Here is a 22,340-nt window from a genome sequence, read left to right as displayed (position 1 = left end):
AATGGCTAACTTTCGGCAGGAACAAGAACACCTCGCAAGGAGTTGTGCATGAATACTTTGCAGAGATTAGGGATGTACCTGTTGTGCGGGCTGGGTACGCAGCTGCTGTTCGTCGGTGTGACGCAGGCTGCAGAACCTGGATCGGGATACAGCGCCATGCCGGCGGCCAACACCAATATGATCCAGGTACCCATCTACAAGTCGCGTACGATCAGCGCTCGTACGCCGGTGAGGAAAATCTCGGTCGGCAACCCGGATATCGCCGATATCCTGATCACCAGCCCGACCCAGCTCTACCTGCTCGGCCGTTCCCTGGGCACGACCAACGTGCTGCTGTGGGACAGCAACAACCGCTTGATCGACACCCTGGATGTGGAGGTCGTGCATGACCTCACCGGGCTCAAGACCAAACTGCACCAGTTGCTGCCCGAGGAGAACATCGAAGTGTTCAGCGCCCAGGGCGCGCTGGTACTGCGTGGCCAGGTGCGCAGCGCCGCTGCCATGGACACGGCGATGAAGGTCGCCAAGACCTATGCCGCGCAAACCTCGAGCGTGGTGCAAGGCAAGGGTGAAGCCGCTGAAGCGGCACCGGCCCAGTCGCTGGAGGTGATCAACCTGCTCAGCGTCGGTGGCAGCCAGCAGGTGATGTTGGAAGTGAGAGTGGCCGAGATGCAGCGCAGCCTGATCAAGAACCTCAACGTGCGCTTCAATGCACTTGGCTCATCCGGCAATTGGAGCGGTGGCGGGTTCAATAATGGTCAAGGGCTGGGCCTGACTCCAGGCGGTGGGTCGATCCTTTCGCCAGGTTCGCTGATTGGTGGCGGCAAAGGTTTGTTCGCCCAGTTCCTGTCCGACGATTTCCTGTTCAATGTGGTGCTGGAAGCGTCCAAGGACAATGGTTCGGCCAAAGTGCTGGCCGAGCCCACTCTTACCACCCTGACCGGCCAGCAGGCGGAGTTCATTTCCGGTGGCGAGTTCCCGATCCCGATCACCGAGGATGATGGCATCACCATCGAATACAAGGAATTCGGTGTCGGCGTGAAGTTCCTGCCGGTGGTGCTCGACTCCGGGCGTATCAACCTCAACCTGAATGTCTCGGTGAGCGAGCTTTCGAACGTCAACTCGTTGGTACTCGACACTGGCCTGAACAGTATTCTGGGTGATGGTGTTACCCAGGTCATTCCGTCGCTGACCAAGCGCAGCGCCGAGTCCACGGTCGAACTGGGAAATGGCCAGACCATCGCCATCGCGGGGCTGATCAGTGAAAACACCCGCGATTTCGTCAGCCGATTCCCCGGGCTGGGGGACCTGCCGATACTCGGACACTTGTTCCGCAGCCAGTCGTTCATCAACGGTGAAACCGAACTGGTGATCCTGGTGACGCCGCACCTCGCCAAGCCTGTGGATGCCAAGGCGGTGCGCCTGCCCACCGAGAAATTTGTCGAACCCAGCGACCTGGACTTCTACCTGCTTGGCAAGACCAAGAGCAGTGAGCCCGGGCGCTCGGTTCCCGTCAGCCTCGGCGTCAGCGGTGGCAACTTTGGCCATGATCTGAAGTGATCGGAGAGAACCAGCATGAAAACCATGATCGTGTGTTGCGCGCTGCTGTCGGGGTTGTCCGGTTGCATGTCGTATGACGAAGGGCGCGTTGGCCCGCTGGGCTACAGCGTCTACCAGACTACCTACCAGCAGATTGCCGACAAGCAGGTGGCTGCCAACCCAGGTACGGAACTGCCTGCTGCTGGCGCCGATGGGCCGTTGCTGGAGAAGGTGATCAATGGCTACAGGGGGGTGACTGGCGATGCGCAGCAGGTCGGTCAGCCGATACAGATCCAAGTCACTGATTCAACTCGCTGATTGAGGGCGTGAGCATGACTCCTCGAGCCCAACGGATGTTCACCGCGCCGCCATGCCAACAGCGGGGGGCAGTAACTGTCATCATCGTGATCGCCCTGTTGGCGATACTGATGATGGCCGCGTTGGTGCTCGATGGCGGTCACATGTTGTTGAACAAGACCCGACTGCAGAATGCCGTGGATGCCGCCGCCCTCAGTGGCGCAAAAACCCTGAGCCAGGTAATGGGAGCTGGCAATGCAGCCAGTACAGCACGTGATGCCGCGCTCTCTACCCTTCAAGAAAATGCCAGTGCTTTGGGCAACCAGGAGTTGGCAACGGCAATCGGCGGCAACCCTGGCGGGTTTGCGATGGTGGAGCTGGCGGACAACGTTTATGGGCCTTTCTCCTTCCCAGGGCCAGCCAATGCCACCTATGTTCGGGTTTCGGTAGCGAACTATTCACTGGCGGGTTTTTTCTGGAATTTCGCCCAGTCACTCGGTGAAGGTGCCGTGGGAGCCAAGCAAGTGAAGGCGATTGCCACTGCCGGACCGAGCCCGACCAGCCCATGTGATCTTGCGCCGCTGCTGGTGTGTGGCAACCCGGCTCAATACAACCCCGATGCCGGCATGTTCTGGGGGTATCGCTTCGGTGATCTGGAAGTCTTGAAATCAGCCTCCAAGAACAGCGATCCGATTGGCCCTGGCAATTTCCAACTGCTCGATTTTGGCTCCGGTGGCAAGACCATTGGCGAGCTGATGGCTGGCGGCGGTTCGGTTTGCCGCAATGTCGGTGACAACGTCGCCACCAAGCCTGGCAACACGGTTGGCCCATCGGTCAAAGGCTTGAACACTCGCTTCGGCCAGTACTCCGGGTCACTTAGTAGTTCGGACTATCCGCCCGACCTGGTGACGAACTACAGCAACCCCGAAATGAAGTACAACGACAAAACCACCCCTCACCAAGTAGAGCATCAGGGCAAGGTTGTCACTTCGAGCAATGGCAACCTTTCTGCAGGCGGTACGCCGCTATTCGACTACAACGACTATGCCGCGCAGACAGCCGCATGCGTCGCAGGCGCAGGCACGGGGTGCCAGTCGAACGGGGTTTTCGAGCGGCGGATGCTGAAGATCGTGGTGGGCGACTGCTCGGGCAAGAACTCGGGGACTTCGTCGATACCGGTGATCGGTTTCGGTTGCTTCTATGTCGTGCAGCCTGCCGCCAACTCTGGTGGGGATTCGCAGATCTTCGGCCAGTTCGTCAAGCAATGCGAGGGTGACGGCGTGCCCGGGCCTACGCCGCAAGACGATTCCGGCCCGCAGATCATCCAGCTGTACAAGACCTTTATCAGTGGCAGTGGCACACCGAGCACCGACTCCTAGGAGCGTGTCATGGAACTTTATCGGCTCAAGCGTGCGCAGCGTCAGCAAGGGGTGGCAATTGTCGAGTTCACCATCACCCTGCCGCTGTTGCTCCTGACCTTGCTGGCCTTCGGCGAATTTGGCCGCATGCTTTACCAGTACAACAGCCTGCTGCAGGGTAGCCGTGATGCTGCGCGCTTCGTTGCCAGCCAGGCCTGGAACTCGACATTGGGCAAGGTTGAGGTGAGCGCCGATCTCGAGTGCATGGCCAAGAAAGTCGCGGTGTACGGTGCACCTTCCGCGCCGCCCTGCAGCCTGACCGGCATGCCGGCCAACGTCACTGTGCAGGTAGCCAAGGTGGCGGGCACCAACGACCACGTGCAGGTGACCATCAGCTCAGTGTTTTCCCCGCTGATAGCCAGCGGTATTCCGGCGTTCATCGGCAACGGCACGGCACTGAACTTCCCGTTGGTCGCCACCACCGTGATGAGGGCACTGTGATGAAGCGCAGAGGCATGCAGGGCGTTTATGTGGTGGAGTTCGCCATCGTCAGTGCGTTGATGTTCACGCTGTTGTTCGGGGTGCTGGAAATAGGCCGGCTGTACTACACCGTGAATGTGCTGAATGAGTCCGTTCGGCGTGGCGCACGCCTGGCAGCGGTATGCAATATCAGCGATCCGGTGGTGCTACGCAGGGCGATATTCAACACTGCGGGCGACAGTGGCGCCAGCAGCCTGCTGGCCGACCTGGACACGTCGGACCTGACCCTGCGCTACCTGGACAAGAACGGTGCACAGGTCGCCAACCCCGGTGATCTGGTCAGTGCCAGCGGGTTTGCGGCTGTCCGTTATGTGCAACTGACGCTGCAGAACTTTCAATTCAGCCTGTTTATTCCAGGTTTTGGGGTACCCATTACCTTGCCAGTATTCAAGGCGACCTTACCTCGCGAGAGCCTCGGGCGGCATACCGAGGCGGATGTCGTACCGGAGATCACGCCATGCTGAATCTTAGGGAATCTTCCGTAGCCGCTACCTCCATCAAGCCAGGGATGCGTCTGTTGATCAGCAGCTCGGACGCCTTGGCCTTGCGTCAGTTGCAAGAAATCTGTCAGCGCATCTCCGGCCTGGAGGTAAATGTTCGCCAGGTGAGCAACGGGCATTGCGACCCGCTGTACGGGCTGGACCGGATGCCCGATTTCCTGCTGCTGCGCGTCGGCCAGCTGTGGCGTGAGGAACTGGCGGCTTTGTTGCAACGCCCGGCCCATGAGCGCCCGCCGCTGTTGGTGTGTGGCCTGCTGGACGATCGGGAAGGCATGCGCCTGGCGATGCAGGCCGGTGCGCGCGATTTTCTGCCGGAGCCCATCGTTGCCACGGAGCTTATCGCTGCCTTGAACCGTATGGTCCTGGAGACCCAGACCAACAGCACGGCAACAGGCAAACTGGTCGCGGTGATGAATGCCAAGGGAGGCTCCGGCGGCACTGTGCTGGCTTGCAACCTGGCGCACCAGCTCAGCCTCAAGGGCAATGCTCTGCTGCTTGACCTGGACCTGCAGTTTGGCAGCGTGTCGCATCATCTGGATGTGGCGCAGTCGCACAGCCAATTGGATGTGTTGCAGCAGATAAAAGAAATGGATGGTGTTGCACTGCGCGGGTTCTGCAGCCATTTCAGCCCGTCCTTGCATGTGCTTGGCAGCCGCGCCAACGAGCTGTGCCTGCCGCAGGATGTCCAGGCCGAACAACTCGATGCGTTGCTTCAGTTGGCCCGTTCCAACTATGACTGGGTGGTAGCGGACTTGCCGCGGCAGATCGACCACATCACCGCTTCGGTGCTGGAGCAGGCCGACCGGGTGTACGTCGTGGTGCAGCAGAGCGTCAACCACCTGCGCGATGCCAGTTCCCTGGCGCGCATTCTGCGCGATGACCTGGGCGTACGCGGCAATCAGCTGGAGGTGGTGGTCAACCGCTACGACAAGGCGGCGCCGGTCAGCCTCAAGGACATCGGCGAGGCGCTGCGCTGCACCAATATCGTGAAACTGCCGAATGACTTCAGCGTCATCAACCAGAGCCAGAACACGGGTGTGCCATTAGGCCTGCAAGCACCTCGCTCCCCGATCACCCAGGCGCTGCGTGGGCTGGCCGAGGAATTGGTTGGCAAGCAGGTGGATACTGACACGGGACTGTTCAAACGCGCCTTCAAGCGTGTTTTTCGGGGGTGAACCATGCTTAGCGATTTCCGTAACCGTTTGCGCAAACAGGCAGTCACCCCCGAGGCATCGACGCCGTCGAAGCAGGGCGGCGGCGCTAAGGACCCGGCAGAGGCGCTGATGGCGTGGGAACATTCGGCACCGGATGTTCTGTTTGAAACGAAAAGCCAGGTCACCTCGGTGGAAGCCGAGTGGCGGGAAAAAATCTATCAGCAACTGCTCAAGGTCATGGACCTGTCCTTGCTCGATTCGCTCGAGCAGGCCGAGGCCGTGCGGCAGATCCGCGATATCTGCCAGCGTCTGCTCGATGAGCATTCGGCACCGGTGAGCTCTGCCAGCCGCCAGTTGATCATCAAGCAGATCACCGACGAAGTGCTTGGCCTTGGCCCGCTGGAGCCGCTGCTGGCCGATCACACGGTGTCCGATATCCTGGTCAACGGCCATGACTCGGTGTACGTCGAACGGTTCGGCAAGTTGCAGCGCACCGATGTGCGTTTTCGCGACGATCAGCACCTGCTGAACATCATCGACCGCATCGTCTCCAGCCTGGGCCGGCGTATCGACGAGTCTTCGCCGTTGGTCGATGCACGCCTCAAGGACGGTTCGCGGGTCAATGCGATCATCCCGCCGCTGGCCATCGACGGGCCAAGTATCTCGATACGCCGCTTTGCGGTGGACCTGCTCAATGTCGACAGCCTGATCCAGGCCGGTGCCATGACCCCAGCCATCGCGTTGCTGCTCAAGGCGATCGTGCGAGGCCGGCTGAACGTGTTGATCTCTGGTGGCACCGGCTGCGGCAAGACCACCATGCTCAATGTGCTGTCCAGTTTCATTCCGCATAACGAGCGCATCGTCACCATCGAAGACTCGGCCGAGCTGCAACTGCAGCAACCGCATGTGGTGCGACTGGAAACACGGCCGGCGAACATCGAGGGGCGGGGGGAGGTTGGCCAGCGTGAGCTGGTGCGCAACAGCCTGCGGATGCGCCCAGACCGTATCGTGATCGGTGAGGTGCGTGGTGCCGAGGCGCTGGACATGCTGACGGCGATGAACACCGGGCACGATGGCTCACTGACTACCATCCACGCCAACACCGCGCGCGATGCATTGGGCCGGGTCGAGAACATGGTCTTGATGTCTGGCGCTACATTCCCGATCAAGGCCATGCGCCAGCAGATCGCATCGGCCATCGATGTGGTGATCCAGCTGGAGCGCCAGGAAGACGGCAAGCGGCGGTTGGTCAGTGTGCAGGAGATCAACGGCATGGAAGGTGAAATCATCACCATGACCGAGATCTTCTCTTTTGTCCGCAATGGTGTGGGCGAGCAGGGCCAGGTGCTTGGTGACTTCCGGCCAAGTGGCATGGTCCCGGCGTTTCGCGATTCTTTGGCCAAGCGCGGGATCGAGTTGCCGCTGACGATGTTCAGGCCTGAATGGATGGAGGCTCGCCAGCCATGAGCCAGATACCCGTTGAATACATCCTGATATTTCTTGGCATGGTATTCGTCGCCGTATTTCTCCTCAGCCAAGGTTTGGTGGTGCCGGTGTTCGGCGAGGCGGGCAAGGTACGCAAGCGTATCCGCAGTCGACTCGTGCTCCTGGAGCGGGCAAGCCATTTGCCGAACATGCAGACCGTGCTGCGGCAGAAGTACCTGACACGCTTGTCGCCGCTGGAGGCGCGGCTCGAGCAGTTGCCCTTCATGGCGACGCTGACGCAAATGATCGAGCAGGCCGGGCATGAATATCGGGCCTATAGGGTAATGCTGCTGGGAGTGGCGCTGGCAGCAGCTGCCGGGATGCTGGCCTGGATATTCTTTCCTTACTGGTGGCTGGCGCTGGCGGCAGCGTTCATGGCGTTCTGGCTGCCGCTGCTAAAAATTACCCGTGACCGTGGCAAGCGTTTCGCCAAGTTCGAAGAGGGCCTGCCGGATGCGCTGGAAGCCATGTGCCGGGCGTTGCGCGCCGGGCACCCTTTCAATGAAACCCTGCGCCTGGTGGCAGATGAACACAAGGGGCCGGTGGCGCATGAGTTCGGCCTGACCTTCGCCGATATCAACTACGGTAATGATGTGCGCCGGGCCATGCTCGGCCTGCTGGAGCGGATGCCAAGCATGACAGTGATGATGCTGGTCACCTCAATCCTCATTCATCGTGAGACCGGCGGCAACCTGACGGAAGTACTTGAGCGGCTGAGCAGTTTGATACGCGGGCGTTTTCGCTTTCAGCGCAAGATCAAGACAATGTCGGCCGAAGGGCGTATGTCGGCTTGGGTGTTGATAGCCATACCCTTCCTGCTGGCGGTAGCGCTCATTATCACGAGCCCGGATTATCTGACCTTGCTGATCAAGGACCCCACTGGGCAAAAGTTGGTCATGGGGGCTTTTGGCTCCATGTTGGTGGGGATTTTCTGGATTCGTAAGATCATCCGTATCCAGATTTAGGCAGTTCTCGCATGGGGGCGTCGGTCATGGACTATGTGCTCGGTTTGTTGAGTGGAATGACGGACAACGAGGCATTGGCACGCCTGCTGATCGTCGGTGCGATCGGGGTAAGCACGGTCATTGCCGTTATCACCGTAACGCTACTGGTGCAGGGGCTGCAGAGCCCACTGCAACGTCGTCTTGCACTGATCAAGCGTGATCACTCCAGCGCTGCGGCCGGGCGGGAGGCGCCAGGAAACCTTCAGCTTCTACTGGAGCGGGTTGGTCGGCGCGTTACCCCGTCTACGGATGGACAGGTGTCGGCCACTCGAACCCTGTTGACCCACGCGGGTTATGGTTCGGCGTCGGCGGTACAGGTGTATTGGGCAGTGCGTTTGCTGTTGCCGTTGCTGCTGGTAGGCGTCTCGCTGTTGGTACTGCCACTGGTTCCGAACCTTTCTCTGATGATGGGCGTGGGAGTGGTGGCCACGGGAGCGGCCGTCGGATGGCTTCTGCCGGCAATCTATGTCGACAAGCGTAAAAATGCTCGGCAGGGTCGATTACGGGCAGCCTTCCCCGATGCCCTGGACCTGATGGTGGTTTGCGTGGAATCGGGTCTGGCGTTGCCTCAGGCCATCGAGCGGGTGGCCGAAGAAATGGCGGTCAGCCAGGCCGAGCTGGCCGAGGAACTGGCCTTGGTCAATGCGCAGATCCGCGCCGGTATTTCCAGTACCGAAGCGCTCCGGCAACTGGCAGATCGCACCGGCCTGGAAGACATCCAGGGTCTGGTCAGCCTGTTGGCCCAGAGTATCCGCTTCGGTACCAGCGTAGCGGCTACCTTGCGCATCTATGCCGAGGAGTTTCGTGACCGGCGCATGCAGGCCGCCGAGGAAATGGGCGCGAAGATCGGAACAAAGCTGGTTTTTCCGCTAATTTTCTGTCTGTGGCCAAGCTTCTTTCTGGTAGCCATCGGCCCGGTGATCATCGGGATACTTAAAACGTTCGGGAATCCATGACATGAACAGGATCAGCTTGCTGTTGACCATGATCGCCGTGCTCTCGGGTTGCCAGAGTACGGGGTCGGACTTGAATGGGGTGCGTTCTGTCTACTCCGGTGGCAATTCGGTGCTCTACCAGGTGCAGTCGCAGAGCAACTCGCCCGACCAGGCGATGCAGATGGCTGCGATGGCTTACCAGGCTGGTGACCTGGACCAGGCGCTGTACCAGTACTTGCGCGTCCTTGAGCTGGCGCCCGAACGTTATGAGGCGCTGGTCTGGGTTGGCCGTATCCACCGCGAACGCGGCAATAACCAGCTGGCCGAGATGGCCTTCACCGAGGTGCTGGGAAAGGCACCTGAAAACCCCGATGCCCTGACCGAAATGGGCCTGCTGAATCTGTCCATGCGTAAACATGAGCAAGCCAAGGCGATGCTGTTGAAGGCAGTTGCCGTGGATCAGCAGCGCTTCACCAAGGACCCGGCCAACACCCAGACAGGGGCGGCTGCGCTCAGGGTCGACAGCAAGTCACCGCTCAAGGCCTACAACGGGCTGGGGGTGCTCGCGGATCTGGCCGACAACTTCGCCGAGGCGCAGACGTACTACCGCCTGGCCGAGCTCATCGATCCACGTTCGGCGTTGGTGCAGAACAGCCTGGGGTATTCCTACTACATGGCCGGGCAATGGGCCGATGCCGAGCTCCGGTACAAGCGTGGTGTGAGCTACGACGGCACCTACAAACCGCTTTGGCGCAACTATGGGCTGCTGCTGGCTCGCATGGGGCGCTATGAGGAGGCGGTGTCCGCCTTCGAACAGGTCGAAAAGCGCGCAGAGGCCAGCAATGATGTCGGCTATGTCTGCCTGGTGGAAGGCAAGCTGGATGTGGCTGAGCAGTTCTTCCGCAGCGCGATCGAGCTGTCGCCGGGGCACTATCCCGTCGCCTGGGAAAACCTGAACAGGGTCCAGCAGATTCGGCAAATCCGCCAGCTGGGCGGCGATGTAGCGATGCCCGAGCCGATTGCAGTTGGCCCGGCCGTGCAGGTGACAACCGCGTCGGCGCCTTGATGGGGCTAGTGGTTCAGCGGGCAGGCCCTGATGCCTGTCAGATAGCATTGACGGGGCCGCAAAGCGGCCCCCGATTGATCAACTTCACCTGTTGGGTAGCGGTGCTTCGATAGCCAACGCTGCTTGCCCCAACGGATGCGTACTGGCATCAAAGAAATGCAGCACTGTCCCCGGCATATCCACGAAGCGATCGACGAAATGCTGCTTCTGGTTGATAACCGATGCCTCGCTCAACGGCCTGATGGCAATCGACAGATGCGCCGGCCGGGCCAGCCGGATGGCTTCGAGCAGGTGCTGGTCACTGCTGTCCAGGTGCTGCCCGAACAGGCATAAACCCTGGTTTTCCAGCGCCAGTTGCCCCAGGCACCAGCCCAGGTAATCCGAGTTGCGGATGGCGCGCAGTTTCTCGTCGCTACGGTCTTCGTTGACGAACAGCGGCACTTCGCCCGGGATGTTCACGGCAAAACCATCGAGCAGTTCGGCGCTGTCGGCGCTGCGTTGGCGGGTAGTGCCGTCGGGCAGCTTGAGCAGGTGCAGGCCGCCATGCAGGTGCAGCACCCGCGTGCCTTCGCCGTTGGTGCGGCGCACGTCGAAGAAGCCTTGCTCGTCGAACAGTTCGGCGAAGCCGTGCGGCGCGTGTTGCACGGCCCACGGTAGCAGCAGGTCGTAGTTGCTGGTGTAGACGCTGCGGTAGCCGCGCAGGGCCTGGTTGAGGGTTGCCAGGGTCGTGGCCGGCATGAGTGGCCAAGGCAGGTGCACCGTGCGTACGGCGTGGATCAGCGCTTCCTTGATCGAGTAGTAGCGGTTCAGTGGCGCGGTGGAGTTGATGGCCAGCGCGGCATTGGTGCGCACGGTGGTGTTGAGGGCACTGAGCACTGGCTCGAACAGCTCCGTCCCCAGCGACTTGAACAGTGCCTGGTCGCTGACGGCCAGGCCTTTCTTGCGCCCGGCACGTTGCGCTTCCTCGAACAGCGAGAAGTAGCCGAACGGCTTCCACAGCACACGGCTGGCGCCGTTGCCCAGCAACAGGGCGTCGCAAGGATGGCGGGCGGCGAGTTCCGGCCAGGGGGTGAGGGTGGCGTCTAGTGCGGGCATGCTGGGGTCCGTTGGGTGGAGCGGGAACGGGGGCGACTTTAGCATGTCATGCAAGATGTGCGAGGGTTGGTGTCCAGGCAACTGCTTTGTGGAGCCTGTACTGGCTCTATCGCCGGCAAGCCAGCTCCCACAGCTTCACCACAGGTCTTCAGAGCAGCGCAGCACCTGTGGGAGCCGGCTTGCCGGCGATAGGGCCAGTAGCTACGACGCAATTCTTCAACCTTGTTCAACTCGTTGCCCACTGCGACTCCTGTTACGCCAAACCCGATAGGCGCGAATGCCCGCCCGAACCGAGCCGAACAGCAGTTTGTCTTCCATTTCCCGGGCCATCCCCGAGCGCACCAGCATGCGCAGGAAGGTGCCGCGGGCGCGGGCAATGGCGAAGAAAATGCCCTGAGCCGCCAGGGTGTCGCGCACTTCGCGCAGGGCGGCGATACCGCTGACGTCGATGCTGGTTACCGCTTCGGCATCGAACAGCACGGCCTTGGGCTGGTCCTGGCTCTGCACGGCCTCGAGCAGGCGCATCTTGAAGTAGTCGGCGTTGAAGAACAGGATCGCGTCGTCGAAGCGGTACACCACCAGGCCTGGCACGGTGCGGGCATCCTTGTGTTTGCGGATGTCCACTTGGCCTTCGGTACCCGGCAGCCAGCCCAGCACCGCGTCGGTGGGCTGATAGATGCTGTAAAGCAGGCGCAGGATCGCCAGGGTCACGGCAAACACGATACCGGGCAGTACGCCCAGGCTCAGCACCCCGACCGTGGTCAGCAGGCACAGCCAGAACTCGAAGCGGCTCAGGCGGCGAATGTGCCCCAGCGACTTGATGTCGATCAGCCCCCAGCCGGCCATCAGCAGCACGGCGCCTAGCGCGGCCTGCGGGATCCACGCCATGGGTGCGGTGAAGAACAGCAGGATCAGGGCGATGACCAGCGCGGCGATGATGCCCACCAGTTGGCTCTTGCCACCGACCATGTCGTTGACCGCAGTGCGGGAGTCTGCGCCGCTGATGGCGAAGCCCTGGGAAACACCGGCAGCCAGGTTGCTTACGCCCAGGGCGACGAATTCGTGGTTGGCGTTGATCGCGTAGCCGTGCCGGGCGGCAAAGCTGCGTGCGGTAAGCATGGCGCTGCAGAAGCTGACGGTGGCGATACCCAAGGCGTCGCGCAGCAGGCTTTTCATTTCCGTCAGGTTGCTGTGCGGCCAGGCCAGCTGCGGGATGCCGGCAGGTACCGGGCCGAGAACGGCAACGCCGAAGCGGTCAAGGCCGAACAGGCCGACCAGCAGCATGAACAGCGCCACTACCGTCAGCGCCGCAGGCAGGCGGGGGTAGCGCCTTGGCAGCCAGATCAGCAGGCCCAGTGCGGCGAGGCCGATGAGCAGCGTCACCCAGTGGATTTCACCCAGGCGCTGGAAGAAGTTGATCAGGCTGAGGATGAAGCCGTCACCCTCGATCTTGAATCCCACCACCTTGGACAACTGCCCGGCGATCAGGCTCAGGCCGATGCCGTTGAGATAGCCGATCAGGATCGGGCGCGAGAAGAAGCTGGCGATGAACCCGGCCCGGGCCACGCCGGCCGCGATCAGCATTACCCCGACCAGTAACGTGACGATCACCGACAGTTCGGCAATCCGGTGCGGTTCACCCATGGCCAACGGCGCCACGGCGCCGGCGATCATCGCGCACGTGGCGGCGTCGGGGCCGACCATCAGCTGGCGCGAACTGCCGATCAGAGCGTAGACCATCATCGGCAGCACACAGGCGTACAGGCCGTACTGCGGCGGCAGGCCGACGATCTGCGCATAGGCGATGGCAATGGGTATCTGGATCGCCGCCACCGAGAGGCCGGCCTGCAAGTCGGCGTGGAACCACTCGCGGCGGTAATGCAGCAGGTTGGCAAGGCCCGGTAGCCAGCGGGAGAGAAACATGCGTCGTCCTTTCGAAATGCTTCACTAATCCATCCACGCATTGAAGCGGATCGGCAGGCAAATGGCCATGGGGCAGGTCAAAGGGGGGGAGAAACGAAAAAAGGAGCCTGGGCTCCTTTTGACAGCGATGACGTGAAAACGCCATGCGGGTATACGATGTGGAGCGGGTAGAGGGAATCGAACCCTCAACTAAAGCTTGGGAAGCTTTCGTTTTGCCACTAAACTATACCCGCGTTTACGCAGCACTTTTTACCAGAACCCTCAACGAATTAGAAGCCCAAGTTATAAAAAAGCTTGTCGGCACCCCATAGCCTGCGGGTATCAGCTACAGGGCGCCGATGCGCTCAGATGGCCAATGCATGCTGCCCCTGCTGTACGTGCTGGTAGCGGTGACGAGGCTCGCGCACGGTCGGCTTGAGGAAGCCGAGCAAGACACTGCGGGTGTCCTCGCAGGCGGTCTTGTTTTCCATGTCGAGGAAGTGGCCCGCGTCACGGATCACGCTGAACTGGCTCTTGCCCACATGCCTGCTGAACTGCCGGGCATCTTCGACCGTGGTGTACTCGTCGCGCTCGCCGTTTATGAACAGCACTGGAATGTCGATATTGCGCGCGCCGTTCAAAGCCCGTTCCAGGTCGTGCTGCAGCACTTCGTTGATATGGAAGTGCATCTGCGCGTACTCGTGGCTGTCCAGGCTGCTGACGTGCCGGTAGTTGAAGCGCTTGAACAGTGACGGCAGGTGCTTGCCGATGGTGTCGTTGACCAGGTTGCCGACCTGATAGCGGTCACAGGCGGCCAGGTACTTGCAACCACGGTCCAGATAGTCGCGCATCGGTTCGTTGATCACCGGCGAGAAAGAACTCACCACAGCCTTCTTCACGCCACGCGGTTGGTGCGCCAGCGCCAGCAGCGTACTTGCGCCACCCCACGAGAACGACATCACGTGGTCTGCCTGGAAGTGCTCGATCAGCTCGAGGAGGATATGCGCTTCGGTCTCCTTGCTGATAAAGCGTTCCTGGCGATTGTGTGGCTTGGATTTGCCCGCATATGGCTGGTCGAACAGTACCACGTTGAACTGCGGGTGCAGGTTACGTACCGTCTGGGCGAACGAGGCCGTGGTGGCCAGCGAGCCATTGATCAGGATGATCGTATTCTCGGCCGCATCAGCGCGATAGAACTCCGTGTAAACCCGATACTGACCTTGGATATCAAGTACAGCGATTTCTGGCCTCATGTCATCGACTCCTGGCGCAAAAAGGGTATTCGCGTCACCTAGGGTGCACGTTCTTTATGACAGGTAGGCATTTGCCTGAAGAGAAACCGGGGGGCCCTGTGTCGATCCTTGGCACGTGCGTCGACGGTATTGTTTTTGGTGGGGCAATTTGCCGTGCCCCAAGGCATCAAGGCCCTGGGTGGCCGGCAAAAGGTGTCTTCGAATGCGGGCGTGACTTTATAGTCACATGCAGACTGACGATTTGGATTCAAGCAGTGCGTCGGGGATCCCGCAAGTGCCGTTCGGGGGGAAATGTGACTTTTGTCGCTGAGCGGTCGTATGACGCACCCCGTGCGGCCGGAACAGTCTGACTAGACCGTGGCTATTTCATCCGCCGTGAGCTCACGAAACGCCCCTGGCGCCAACCCTGGGTCCAGCCGAATCGCCCCCATGCTCTCCCGATGCAACCCCACCACCTTGTTATCGAAATGGCCGAACATGCGCTTCACCTGGTGATAGCGCCCTTCGACGATCGCCAGCCGCGCCTGGCGCGGCCCGAGGATGTCCAGCTGGGCGGGCAGGGTGGTGAGGTTTTCGAAGGCGAAGTAGAAGCCTTCGAGAAACTTGGCCACATAGTGCTCGCCAATCTCGTCCTCGGTTTCCACCAGATAGTGTTTGGGCAGCTTGGTCGCGGGCTGGGTAAGCCGCCGTGACCATTGGCCATCGTTGGTCAGGATCATCAGGCCGGTGGTATTGAAATCCAGGCGCCCCGCGATGTGCAGGTCCTCACGCAATGCGGCGGGCAGCAGGTCGAGCACGGTGCGGTGTTGCGGGTCCTGTGTGGCGCTTACGCAGCCAGTGGGCTTGTGCAGCATCAGGTAGCGCGCCGGGCGGCCAGCCTGCAGCAGTTGGTCGTCCAGCTCCACGCGGCTGAATTCGCGCACTTCGGCCAGCGGGTCGCTGACTACCTGGCCATTCAACCGAACGCGGCGTTGCGCCAGCATCAGGCGGACTTGCTGACGGTTGTGGCTGGGCAGGTTGGCGAGGAAACGGTCGAGGCGCATGGCAAACGGTCAGTCGGAAGCGGGGGAGCGAAGTTGCTCTTCGACGGCGGCGCAGCGCGGGCACAGGCAGGCTTTGTCGCGCAGCTCGGCGGGCAGTGCCTCGAGCACGGCAGGGTCGATGGTCACGCTGTAACACCAGCAGGCCTGGGTGGCCCGGCGCGGGTCGGCCAGGCTGCACTGGTTGAGGGCGCCACAAGCGGGGCAGTGCTGGTTGTCGGGCATGGCTGCCGCTCACCTGTATCAAATTGTTGCAGAAATGGCACTGCACCTTGGCGGCAATGTCTTATTCAATGTCGATGATCGCATTTCGCATCGATGCTCGCCAGCGCCGCTGTTCGGGCACTCCAGCGGTCCAGGAGGCCGCCATGTCCTATCGAATACTGTTGATCGCCCTGCTGGGGCTGATGACTTCCGCCTGCGTTCCGTACTACGAGAGCGGGGGCTATTACCGATCGGACCACTACTATTCCGACCGCTATGTGTCACCGGATTATTACCGCTATGACCGCTATTACGTAACGCCGCAGCCGCGTTATTACTATCAGCCTGCGCCGCGCTACTACTACCGCTCGGCGCCTGCGCCTCATTACCGGCCTCATCCACAGCCGGGTATGAAGCAGTGGTATGGCAACCCACGCAATGACTATGGCAACCGCCAACGGTACGACTATGGGCGCGACCGGGACCGCCATGATTATCGCGGTGGCAGCCAGCGCTACCAGCAGAATGACCGTTGGCACTCCAACGGGCGGGGGGATGGTGACCGGCGCGGGGACGGGCGGCGTGGGCATGGGCAAGGAGGGAACTGGCAGCGGTAGGTAAATTGAAAATCGGGGGCGCGGTGTGCCCCTTTCGCGACGCAAGGCCGCTTCCACAGGTACGGCGCAGCATTGGAAATCATCGCTGTAGCTGTAGGAGCGGCCTTGTGTCGCGATGGGCTGCAAGGCAGCCCCAGCTTCTCGAAGCTACCCAAGATCCGCCAGCGGATGCCGCCCCTCCCACGCCTTGGCAAAATGCGCTTCGACCACCGCCGCCGGCACCTGCGCCACATCGGGCCAGTGCCAGTGCGGCTGGTTGTCCTTGTCCAGCAGGCGCGCACGCACGCCTTCGCTGAATTCCGGGTGGCGGCAGCAGTTCAGGCTCATGCTGTATTCCATCTGGAACACCTGCGCCAACGACAGGTGCCGTGCCCGGCGGATCTGTTCCCACACCAGGTGTGCGGTAAGCGGGCAACCTTGATGCAACCGTTGGCCGGCCTCTGCAAGCAGCGGGTCGTCGTGGTGCTTGAGCCCCTCCAGCGCACGCCAGGCGGCGGCTGCGTCGGCCACGTCGAGCAACTGATCGATCATCTGTCGCCGTGGCAGCCACTGGGCCTCGGGCAACTCGGCGCAGGCGCGGTGCTGTTCGGCCTTTAGCAGGCTGTTCAGTTGCAGGGCGGTCTGTTCCTGCCAGTTCAGTTGCAGCAGTTCCTCGATCAGCGCCTCTTGCTGGTACTCACCCAGAAAGCGGTCGGCCAGGCCCAGGTCCAAGGCGTCGTGGGCATTGATCGGCGCGCCTGTCAGGCCGAGGAACAACCCCAGCTTGCCCGGCAGGCGGGCAAGGAACCAGCTGGCGCCCACGTCCGGGTACAGGCCGATGCTGATTTCCGGCATGGCCAGCCGACTGCTGGGGGTGACGATACGTACATTGGCGCCCTGCAGCAGGCCCATGCCGCCGCCCAGCACATGACCGTGCCCCCAGCACAGCAGCGGCTTGGGGTAGGTGTGCAGGGCAAAGTCCAGGCGGTATTCGGCGGCGAAGAAGGTGGCGGCCAGCGGAGGTACGCTGCCGGGGTGGTCGCGGCAGGCCTGCGCCAGCGCACGTACATCGCCGCCGGCACAGAAGGCCTTGGCACCGTTGCCGCGCAGTAGTACGCAGACGATCCCCGGGTCGCGAGCCCAGGCGTGCAACTGTTCGCCCAATATCTCGATCATCGGCAGGTTAAGGGCATTGAGCGCCTTGGGCGCATCCAGGGTGGCGATGCCGATGCGGGCGCCGTCGGCGCCGGTGAGTACCTCGCAATGAATGGCCATGGACTACCTCGCGCAAGTCATCGGACAAGTATGGCTTGCCTGGCCGAACATGCCGGTCGTCGGTCGGATCGTTTGACAAGCGTGAAGGGCTTACCTAGTGTCGCGCCATTGTTTATGGAAGGCCCCATGACTGACGACGATCGCATCAAACTCGAACCCAGCTGGAAGGCCGCCTTGCGCGCCGAATTCGACCAGCCCTACATGCATCAGTTGCGCGAGTTCCTGCGCAGCGAGTACGCCGCCGGCAAAGAGATCTACCCGCCAGGGCCGTTGATCTTCAATGCGCTGAACTCGACACCGCTGGACCAGGTGAAGGTGGTCATTCTCGGCCAGGACCCGTACCACGGGCCGGGCCAGGCGCACGGCCTGTGCTTCTCGGTGCAGCCGGGGGTGGCCACGCCACCGTCGCTGGTCAACATCTACAAGGAACTGCAGCGCGACCTGAACATCCCGATTGCCAACCATGGCTACCTGCAGAGTTGGGCCGAGCAGGGCGTGCTGTTGCTCAACACGACCATGACCGTGGAGCGCGCCAATGCCGCGTCGCATGCCAAGAAAGGCTGGGAGTTCTTTACCGACCGGATCATCCAGGTGGTCAGCGAGCAGTGCCCGAACGTGGTGTTCCTGCTGTGGGGCTCGCATGCGCAGAGCAAGCAGAAGCTGATCGACGGGACCAAGCACCTGGTGCTGAAGTCGGTGCACCCATCGCCGTTGTCGGCTTACCGTGGGTTCCTGGGGTGCGGGCATTTCAGCCGGGCCAACAGTTTCCTCGAGCAGCGTGGGCTGGCGCCGATCAACTGGGCGTTGCCGCCGCTGTGATCACCTGAAAGAACGCGTCGCCTGCTTCGCGGGCTTGCCCGCTCCCACAGGGATAGCGCCTGCATTGAGGGCGATGCAGTACCTGTGGGAGCGGGCAAGCCCGCGAAGCAGGCGACGCGATTATTCCGAGTTGGTGTTCCACACCCGGAACAACGGCTCTGCCAGAAACAGCACGAACAACAAGCGCATCACCTGCAGCGCCGTCACCAGCGGCACCGACAACTGCAGTGTCTCTGCCGTCAGGCTCATCTCGGCAATTCCGCCCGGCATCATCCCCAACGTCAGTGAACGCAGGTCCAGCGCGCTCATCACGCTCAATACCCAAGCGGCGCTGCCGGCAATCGCCATGCACAACGCCGTGGCCACCAGGGTAAGTCCCAGAAAAGACGGTGCACGGCGAAAGAACGCGCGGTTGAAGTGGCAGGCCAGGCCACTGCCGATCAACCACTGGCCGATCTGGCTGGCGCCATTGGGCAGGGTTATCTGCAGGTTGCCCGCCAGGCTCACGGTGGCTGCCACCAGCAATGGCCCGAACAGCCATGGGTTGGGCTGGCGCAAGCGCTGCCAGAGCAGGGCGACGGCAACGCCCAGCGGCGCAATCAGCGCCACCCAGCCCCAGCTCACAGTGCCGGTGTGATTCAGCGGCACCCCGTCACCCAGCAGGAACTTGAACAGCGCCGGCACGCACAGTACCACCGCCAGTACGCGCAGGCTCTGCGCCGCAGCCACCTGGCTGAGCGCCGCGCCATTGCGCGCGCCAAGGTTGACCATCTCCCCCGAACCGCCCGGCATGCTGGCGAAGAACGCCGTGGCACGGTCTTCACCGCTGCGTCGCAACAGCCATACGCTGATCACGCTGGACAGGGTGGTGAACAGGGCGCCGAAGAAGATCAGTGCGAAATGGCTGGCCACCTGCTCGATCACCGCCGGGGTGAAGTGCAGGCCGATACCGATGCCGATGATCCACTGCCCGCATTTACGGCCATTGGGGATTTCCGGCAACTGCCAGGGTGTCAGGCAGCGTACCAGGATGATCGCCAGCAGCGAGCCGACCATCCACGGCAAAGGCCAGCCGACCTTGCTGGCGGCAAAACCGCCAGCGAGGCCGACCAGCCCGGTCGTGACAAATAACGGCAACGAGCGATCAGGCATCGGCCATCGCCCGGCGCTGCTGGCTGCGTTTGCGCCAGGTGCGCAGCAGCGGCAGGGTCAGCATGCAAATGGTCAGTACCCATACCGACATGCTGATCGGGCTCGACCAGAGGATGCCCAGTTCGCCGTTGGAGATCGACAGCGCCCTGCGCAGGTTCTGTTCCATCAGCCCACCGAGGATGAAGCCGAGCAGGATCGGCGACAGCGGGAAGTCCAGCTTGCGCAGGATATAGCCCATGATGCCGATGCCGACCATCAGGAACAGGTCGAAGGTGGTGGCATGCACGGCGTACACCCCGATCCCCGTGATAATGGCGATCACCGGCACCAGCGCCCAGTTCGGCACGGCGAGGATGCGGGTGAAGATGCGGATCATCGGGATGTTCAGGATTACCAGCATGATGTTGGCGATGAACAGCGAGGCAATCAGGCCCCAGACGATGTCTGGCTGCTGTTCGAACAGCAGTGGGCCTGGGGTGATGTTGTACAAGGTCAGTGCGCCGATCATCACCGCAGTGGTGCCCGAGCCGGGTACACCCAGGGTCAGCATCGGTACCAGGGCGCCACAGCAGGAGGCGCCGATAGCGGTTTCCGGGGCGGCCAGGCCACGGGCGTCGCCCTTGCCGAACTTGCCCTTGTCACCTGCCAGGCGTTTTTCGGTCATGTAGGCCACGGCGCTGGCCAGTGTTGCACCGGCGCCAGGCAGCACACCCATGATGAAGCCCAGCAGGCCGCAGCGGATGTTGACCACGAATACCGAGGCCGCTTCCTTGAAGTTGAACAGCATGCGCCCGGTGGCCTTGACTGCCTGGTGGCCATGGTGGGTCTTTTCCAGCAGCAGGAGGATTTCGCTGATGGAGAACAGGCCCAGCACCAGCACCACGAACTGGATGCCGTCGGCCAGGTGCACGCTGTCGCCGGTGAAGCGGTACACGCCACTGTTGGCATCGATGCCGACCGCCGACAGGAACAGGCCGATCAGTGCGGCAATGAAGGTTTTCAACGGCTTGTCGCCGGCCATGCCGCCGAGGGCGACGATGGCGAACACCATCAGCACGAAGTACTCCGCCGGGCCGAAGGCGATTGCCCATTTCGCCAGCAGCGGGGCGAACAGCACCATGCCGCAGGTGGCGATCAGCGCACCGATGAACGAACTCCAGGCCGACAGCGACAGCGCTACGCCAGCCAGCCCATTGCGGGCCATCGGGTAGCCATCGAGGGTGGTCATCACGGTCGAGGCTTCGCCGGGGATGTTCAGGAGGATCGAACTGATGCGCCCACCGTACTCGCAGCCCAGGTATACCGCCGCCAGCAGGATCAGCGCCGACTCCGGCGGCAGGCCGAGGGCGAAGGCGATGGGAATCAGCAATGCCACGCCGTTGATCGGGCCCAGGCCCGGCAGCAGGCCGACCACGGTACCGATCAGCGTACCGGTGAGGGCGGTGACCAGGTTGTAGGGGGACAGGGCGACGCCGAAGCCCTGGCCCAGGTAGCTCAAGGTATCCATGTGTCAGTTCTCCAGTACGCTCAGCAGGCCAAGGGGCAGGGGCACGTCCATCACACGGTCGAACAGCCAGTAGAGGAACAGGCTCATGCCCACTACCACGATGGCACTGTGCAGCCAGCGGCCACCATACAGGCGGGCCATGGGCACGCCGACCAGGATGGCGCTGAGGATGAAGCCCAGGGCTTCGAAGGTGCTGGCGAAAACGATCAGCAGGCCGACGCAGGCGGTGATCTTGATCAGGGTTTCGCGGTCCAGTTCCGGCTCGTCGTCCTTGCGCACGATGGGTGTGGGGCGGAACACCAGGTACAGCAGGCCCAGGCCCAGCAGGCCGAGCATCAGCAGCGGGTAGGCGCGCGGGCCCACCGGTTCATAGGAAAACGCCGCCTGGTAAGGCCAGGCCATCACGGCCAGGGCGGCGCACACCGCCAGCAGGGCCAGGGCGAAGATGCGTTGCAGGATCATCAGAGAGTCCTCATTGAGCACGGACCTTGTGGGAGCGGGCATGACCGCGAACACCGGCAACGCCGGTGCCAGGCACCGCGGTGTCTTCTTCGCGGGCGCGCCCGCTCCCACAGGGTCGGTGAAAGGGCGGTGGCGGCTTACTGGATCAGGCCAAACTCCCTGGCCAGTGCCTTGTAGTCAGCCACTTGCTTCTTCACATAGCCGTCCAGCTCTGCACCGGTCATGGCGAAGGGGAACAGTTCGCGCTGGTCACGCAGCTTGGCGAAGTCTTCCGAGGCCAGCATCTTGTCGAATGACTGTTTCCACCAGGCGTAGTCCTCGTCGCTCACCTTTGGTCCCAGGTAGAAACCGCGTACCACCGGCCAGACGATGTCGTAGCCCTGTTCCTTGGCGGTGGGGATGTCTTTCATCTCGGGCTCGTCCAGGCGGTTTTCCGAGAACACCGCGAGGATGCGCATGTTGCCGCTCTGAATGTGCGGCATCGAGTCGGAGATGTCGGTCGAGCCTACCTGGATATGCCCGCCCAGCAACGCAGTGGCGATTTCGCCGCCGCCTTCCAGGGCTACGTAGCGCAGGTCACGCGGGTTGATGCCGGCGGCCTTGGCGATCAGGGCGGTCTGCATCCAGTCCTGGCTGCCGACGGTACCGCCGGAGCCGATCACTACCTTGCTCGGGTCTTTCTTCAACGCTGCTACCAGGTCGTCGAGGGTCTTGTACGGCGAGTCGCTTTTCACTGCGATGGCGCCGTAGCTGGTGCCGACGGCGGCCAGCCATTTCACCGCGTTCTCGTCGAAGCGGCCGAACTTGCCCTGGGCCAGGTTCAGCAGCGAGCCGCTGGACCAGGCCACCAGGGTGCCGGCATCGGCCGGGCGCTGGGCGACCACGGCGTTGTAGGCCACCGCACCGACACCGCCGGGCATGTAGGTGACGCGCATCGGCTTGGTGAGGATCTTTTCCTGCACCAGGGCGCTTTGCACCAGCTTGCAGGTCAGGTCGAAGCCGCCGCCGGGCGAGGCGGGGGCAATGCATTCGGGGCGTTTCGGTTCGGCAGCGAGGGCGTTGCCGGCCAACAGCAGGCAGCCGGTAGCGAGGACGAGGCGGCGCAGTGAAAAGGTCATCGTCTATCTCCGTGAGCGTTGTTGTTATCAAGTTATCGC

Annotated in this window: 22 protein-coding genes and 1 tRNA gene; 12 read left to right on the top strand and 11 right to left on the bottom strand. The window is 62.1% G+C overall.

From position 1 onward, the window contains the following. The first annotated feature begins 72 nt into the window (after positions 1 to 72). From IRZ77_RS14125 to IRZ77_RS14080, 10 genes are read left to right on the top strand one after another with little or no spacing between them, the layout of a single operon-like run. The gene (locus tag IRZ77_RS14125) at positions 73 to 1,560 is read left to right on the top strand and encodes a type II and III secretion system protein family protein (protein WP_196173725.1); all 1,488 of its coding nucleotides are present in this window, start codon (positions 73 to 75) and stop codon (positions 1,558 to 1,560) included. 15 nt (positions 1,561 to 1,575) lie between these two features. Further along, entirely contained in the window at positions 1,576 to 1,857 is a 282-nt protein-coding gene (locus tag IRZ77_RS14120; RefSeq protein ID WP_046614812.1) for a hypothetical protein, read from the top strand. Between the two features lie 35 nt (positions 1,858 to 1,892). Then, complete coding sequence (locus IRZ77_RS14115; protein WP_080958451.1) at positions 1,893 to 3,215, top strand: TadE/TadG family type IV pilus assembly protein; 1,323 nt, start codon at positions 1,893 to 1,895, stop codon at positions 3,213 to 3,215. Positions 3,216 to 3,224: 9 nt separating this feature from the next. Continuing rightward, positions 3,225 to 3,695 carry a TadE/TadG family type IV pilus assembly protein gene (locus tag IRZ77_RS14110; protein ID WP_046614810.1) on the top strand — a complete coding sequence of 157 codons (471 nt, stop codon included), beginning with the start codon at positions 3,225 to 3,227 and terminating at the stop codon, positions 3,693 to 3,695. Further along, the gene (locus tag IRZ77_RS14105; RefSeq protein WP_046614809.1) at positions 3,695 to 4,198 is read left to right on the top strand and encodes a TadE/TadG family type IV pilus assembly protein; all 504 of its coding nucleotides are present in this window, start codon (positions 3,695 to 3,697) and stop codon (positions 4,196 to 4,198) included. The genes IRZ77_RS14110 and IRZ77_RS14105 overlap by 1 nt, the downstream gene beginning before the upstream one ends. Next, positions 4,192 to 5,409, top strand: coding sequence for an AAA family ATPase (locus IRZ77_RS14100; RefSeq protein WP_046614808.1), 1,218 nt, complete (start codon positions 4,192 to 4,194; stop codon positions 5,407 to 5,409). The genes IRZ77_RS14105 and IRZ77_RS14100 overlap by 7 nt, the downstream gene beginning before the upstream one ends. A 3-nt stretch (positions 5,410 to 5,412) precedes the next feature. Then, positions 5,413 to 6,855: a CpaF family protein gene (locus tag IRZ77_RS14095; protein WP_046614807.1), complete on the top strand. Its 1,443-nt coding sequence runs from the start codon at positions 5,413 to 5,415 to the stop codon at positions 6,853 to 6,855. Then, positions 6,852 to 7,838, top strand: a complete 987-nt coding sequence (locus IRZ77_RS14090) for a type II secretion system F family protein (protein WP_135001485.1) — start codon at positions 6,852 to 6,854, stop codon at positions 7,836 to 7,838. Before IRZ77_RS14095 ends, IRZ77_RS14090 begins: the two co-directional genes overlap by 4 nt. A gap of 26 nt (positions 7,839 to 7,864) precedes the next feature. After that, entirely contained in the window at positions 7,865 to 8,833 is a 969-nt protein-coding gene (locus IRZ77_RS14085) for a type II secretion system F family protein (RefSeq protein WP_135001484.1), read from the top strand. A gap of 1 nt (position 8,834) precedes the next feature. Further along, on the top strand, positions 8,835 to 9,878 hold the full coding sequence (locus IRZ77_RS14080) for a tetratricopeptide repeat protein (RefSeq protein WP_135001483.1): 1,044 nt from the start codon (positions 8,835 to 8,837) through the stop codon (positions 9,876 to 9,878). Positions 9,879 to 9,962: 84 nt separating this feature from the next. Here IRZ77_RS14080 and IRZ77_RS14075 read toward each other — a convergent pair whose 3' ends face one another. The 6 genes from IRZ77_RS14075 to IRZ77_RS14050 form a co-directional block, all read right to left on the bottom strand. Beyond that, positions 9,963 to 10,973: a DUF4917 family protein gene (locus tag IRZ77_RS14075; RefSeq protein ID WP_135001482.1), complete on the bottom strand. Its 1,011-nt coding sequence runs from the start codon at positions 10,971 to 10,973 to the stop codon at positions 9,963 to 9,965. Positions 10,974 to 11,189: 216 nt separating this feature from the next. Continuing rightward, positions 11,190 to 12,896: a SulP family inorganic anion transporter gene (locus IRZ77_RS14070; protein ID WP_085601594.1), complete on the bottom strand. Its 1,707-nt coding sequence runs from the start codon at positions 12,894 to 12,896 to the stop codon at positions 11,190 to 11,192. A 159-nt stretch (positions 12,897 to 13,055) separates the two neighbouring features. Further along, positions 13,056 to 13,129: transfer RNA gene (locus tag IRZ77_RS14065), tRNA-Gly, on the bottom strand. Between the two features lie 111 nt (positions 13,130 to 13,240). Then, positions 13,241 to 14,128, bottom strand: coding sequence for a (R)-3-hydroxydecanoyl-ACP:CoA transacylase (phaG, locus tag IRZ77_RS14060; protein WP_108481301.1), 888 nt, complete (start codon positions 14,126 to 14,128; stop codon positions 13,241 to 13,243). A gap of 350 nt (positions 14,129 to 14,478) precedes the next feature. Beyond that, entirely contained in the window at positions 14,479 to 15,171 is a 693-nt protein-coding gene (locus IRZ77_RS14055; protein ID WP_085601593.1) for a pseudouridine synthase, read from the bottom strand. A 9-nt stretch (positions 15,172 to 15,180) separates the two neighbouring features. Continuing rightward, entirely contained in the window at positions 15,181 to 15,393 is a 213-nt protein-coding gene (locus IRZ77_RS14050; RefSeq protein ID WP_015271611.1) for a cysteine-rich CWC family protein, read from the bottom strand. 143 nt (positions 15,394 to 15,536) lie between these two features. Here IRZ77_RS14050 and IRZ77_RS14045 point away from each other — a divergent pair, with 143 nt between their 5' ends. Beyond that, complete coding sequence (locus IRZ77_RS14045; protein WP_046614800.1) at positions 15,537 to 15,989, top strand: hypothetical protein; 453 nt, start codon at positions 15,537 to 15,539, stop codon at positions 15,987 to 15,989. 147 nt (positions 15,990 to 16,136) lie between these two features. On the opposite strand, the gene IRZ77_RS14040 is transcribed toward IRZ77_RS14045, so the two are convergent. Next, positions 16,137 to 17,243, bottom strand: coding sequence for an enoyl-CoA hydratase/isomerase family protein (locus tag IRZ77_RS14040; RefSeq protein WP_085601591.1), 1,107 nt, complete (start codon positions 17,241 to 17,243; stop codon positions 16,137 to 16,139). A 126-nt stretch (positions 17,244 to 17,369) separates the two neighbouring features. Here IRZ77_RS14040 and ung point away from each other — a divergent pair, with 126 nt between their 5' ends. Then, positions 17,370 to 18,062, top strand: coding sequence for a uracil-DNA glycosylase (gene ung / locus IRZ77_RS14035; protein ID WP_046614798.1), 693 nt, complete (start codon positions 17,370 to 17,372; stop codon positions 18,060 to 18,062). A 120-nt stretch (positions 18,063 to 18,182) separates the two neighbouring features. On the opposite strand, the gene IRZ77_RS14030 is transcribed toward ung, so the two are convergent. The 4 genes from IRZ77_RS14030 to IRZ77_RS14015 form a co-directional block, all read right to left on the bottom strand. After that, positions 18,183 to 19,214 (bottom strand): AbrB family transcriptional regulator, encoded by a 1,032-nt coding sequence (locus tag IRZ77_RS14030; RefSeq protein ID WP_196173704.1) that lies wholly within the window; start codon positions 19,212 to 19,214, stop codon positions 18,183 to 18,185. Next, positions 19,207 to 20,721 (bottom strand): tripartite tricarboxylate transporter permease, encoded by a 1,515-nt coding sequence (locus IRZ77_RS14025; protein ID WP_196173702.1) that lies wholly within the window; start codon positions 20,719 to 20,721, stop codon positions 19,207 to 19,209. Before IRZ77_RS14025 ends, IRZ77_RS14030 begins: the two co-directional genes overlap by 8 nt. 3 nt (positions 20,722 to 20,724) lie before the next feature. Continuing rightward, positions 20,725 to 21,183, bottom strand: coding sequence for a tripartite tricarboxylate transporter TctB family protein (locus tag IRZ77_RS14020; protein WP_046614795.1), 459 nt, complete (start codon positions 21,181 to 21,183; stop codon positions 20,725 to 20,727). A gap of 137 nt (positions 21,184 to 21,320) precedes the next feature. Beyond that, the gene (locus tag IRZ77_RS14015; protein WP_025340435.1) at positions 21,321 to 22,301 is read right to left on the bottom strand and encodes a Bug family tripartite tricarboxylate transporter substrate binding protein; all 981 of its coding nucleotides are present in this window, start codon (positions 22,299 to 22,301) and stop codon (positions 21,321 to 21,323) included. Positions 22,302 to 22,340 lie beyond the last annotated feature (39 nt).

The sequence above is a fragment of the Pseudomonas pudica genome (assembly GCF_015680405.1).
GTDB classification, from domain to species: domain Bacteria; phylum Pseudomonadota; class Gammaproteobacteria; order Pseudomonadales; family Pseudomonadaceae; genus Aquipseudomonas; species Aquipseudomonas pudica.
The sequence above is the reverse complement of the archived record's forward strand: the minus strand, read 5'-3'. Positions and strand labels throughout refer to the sequence as shown.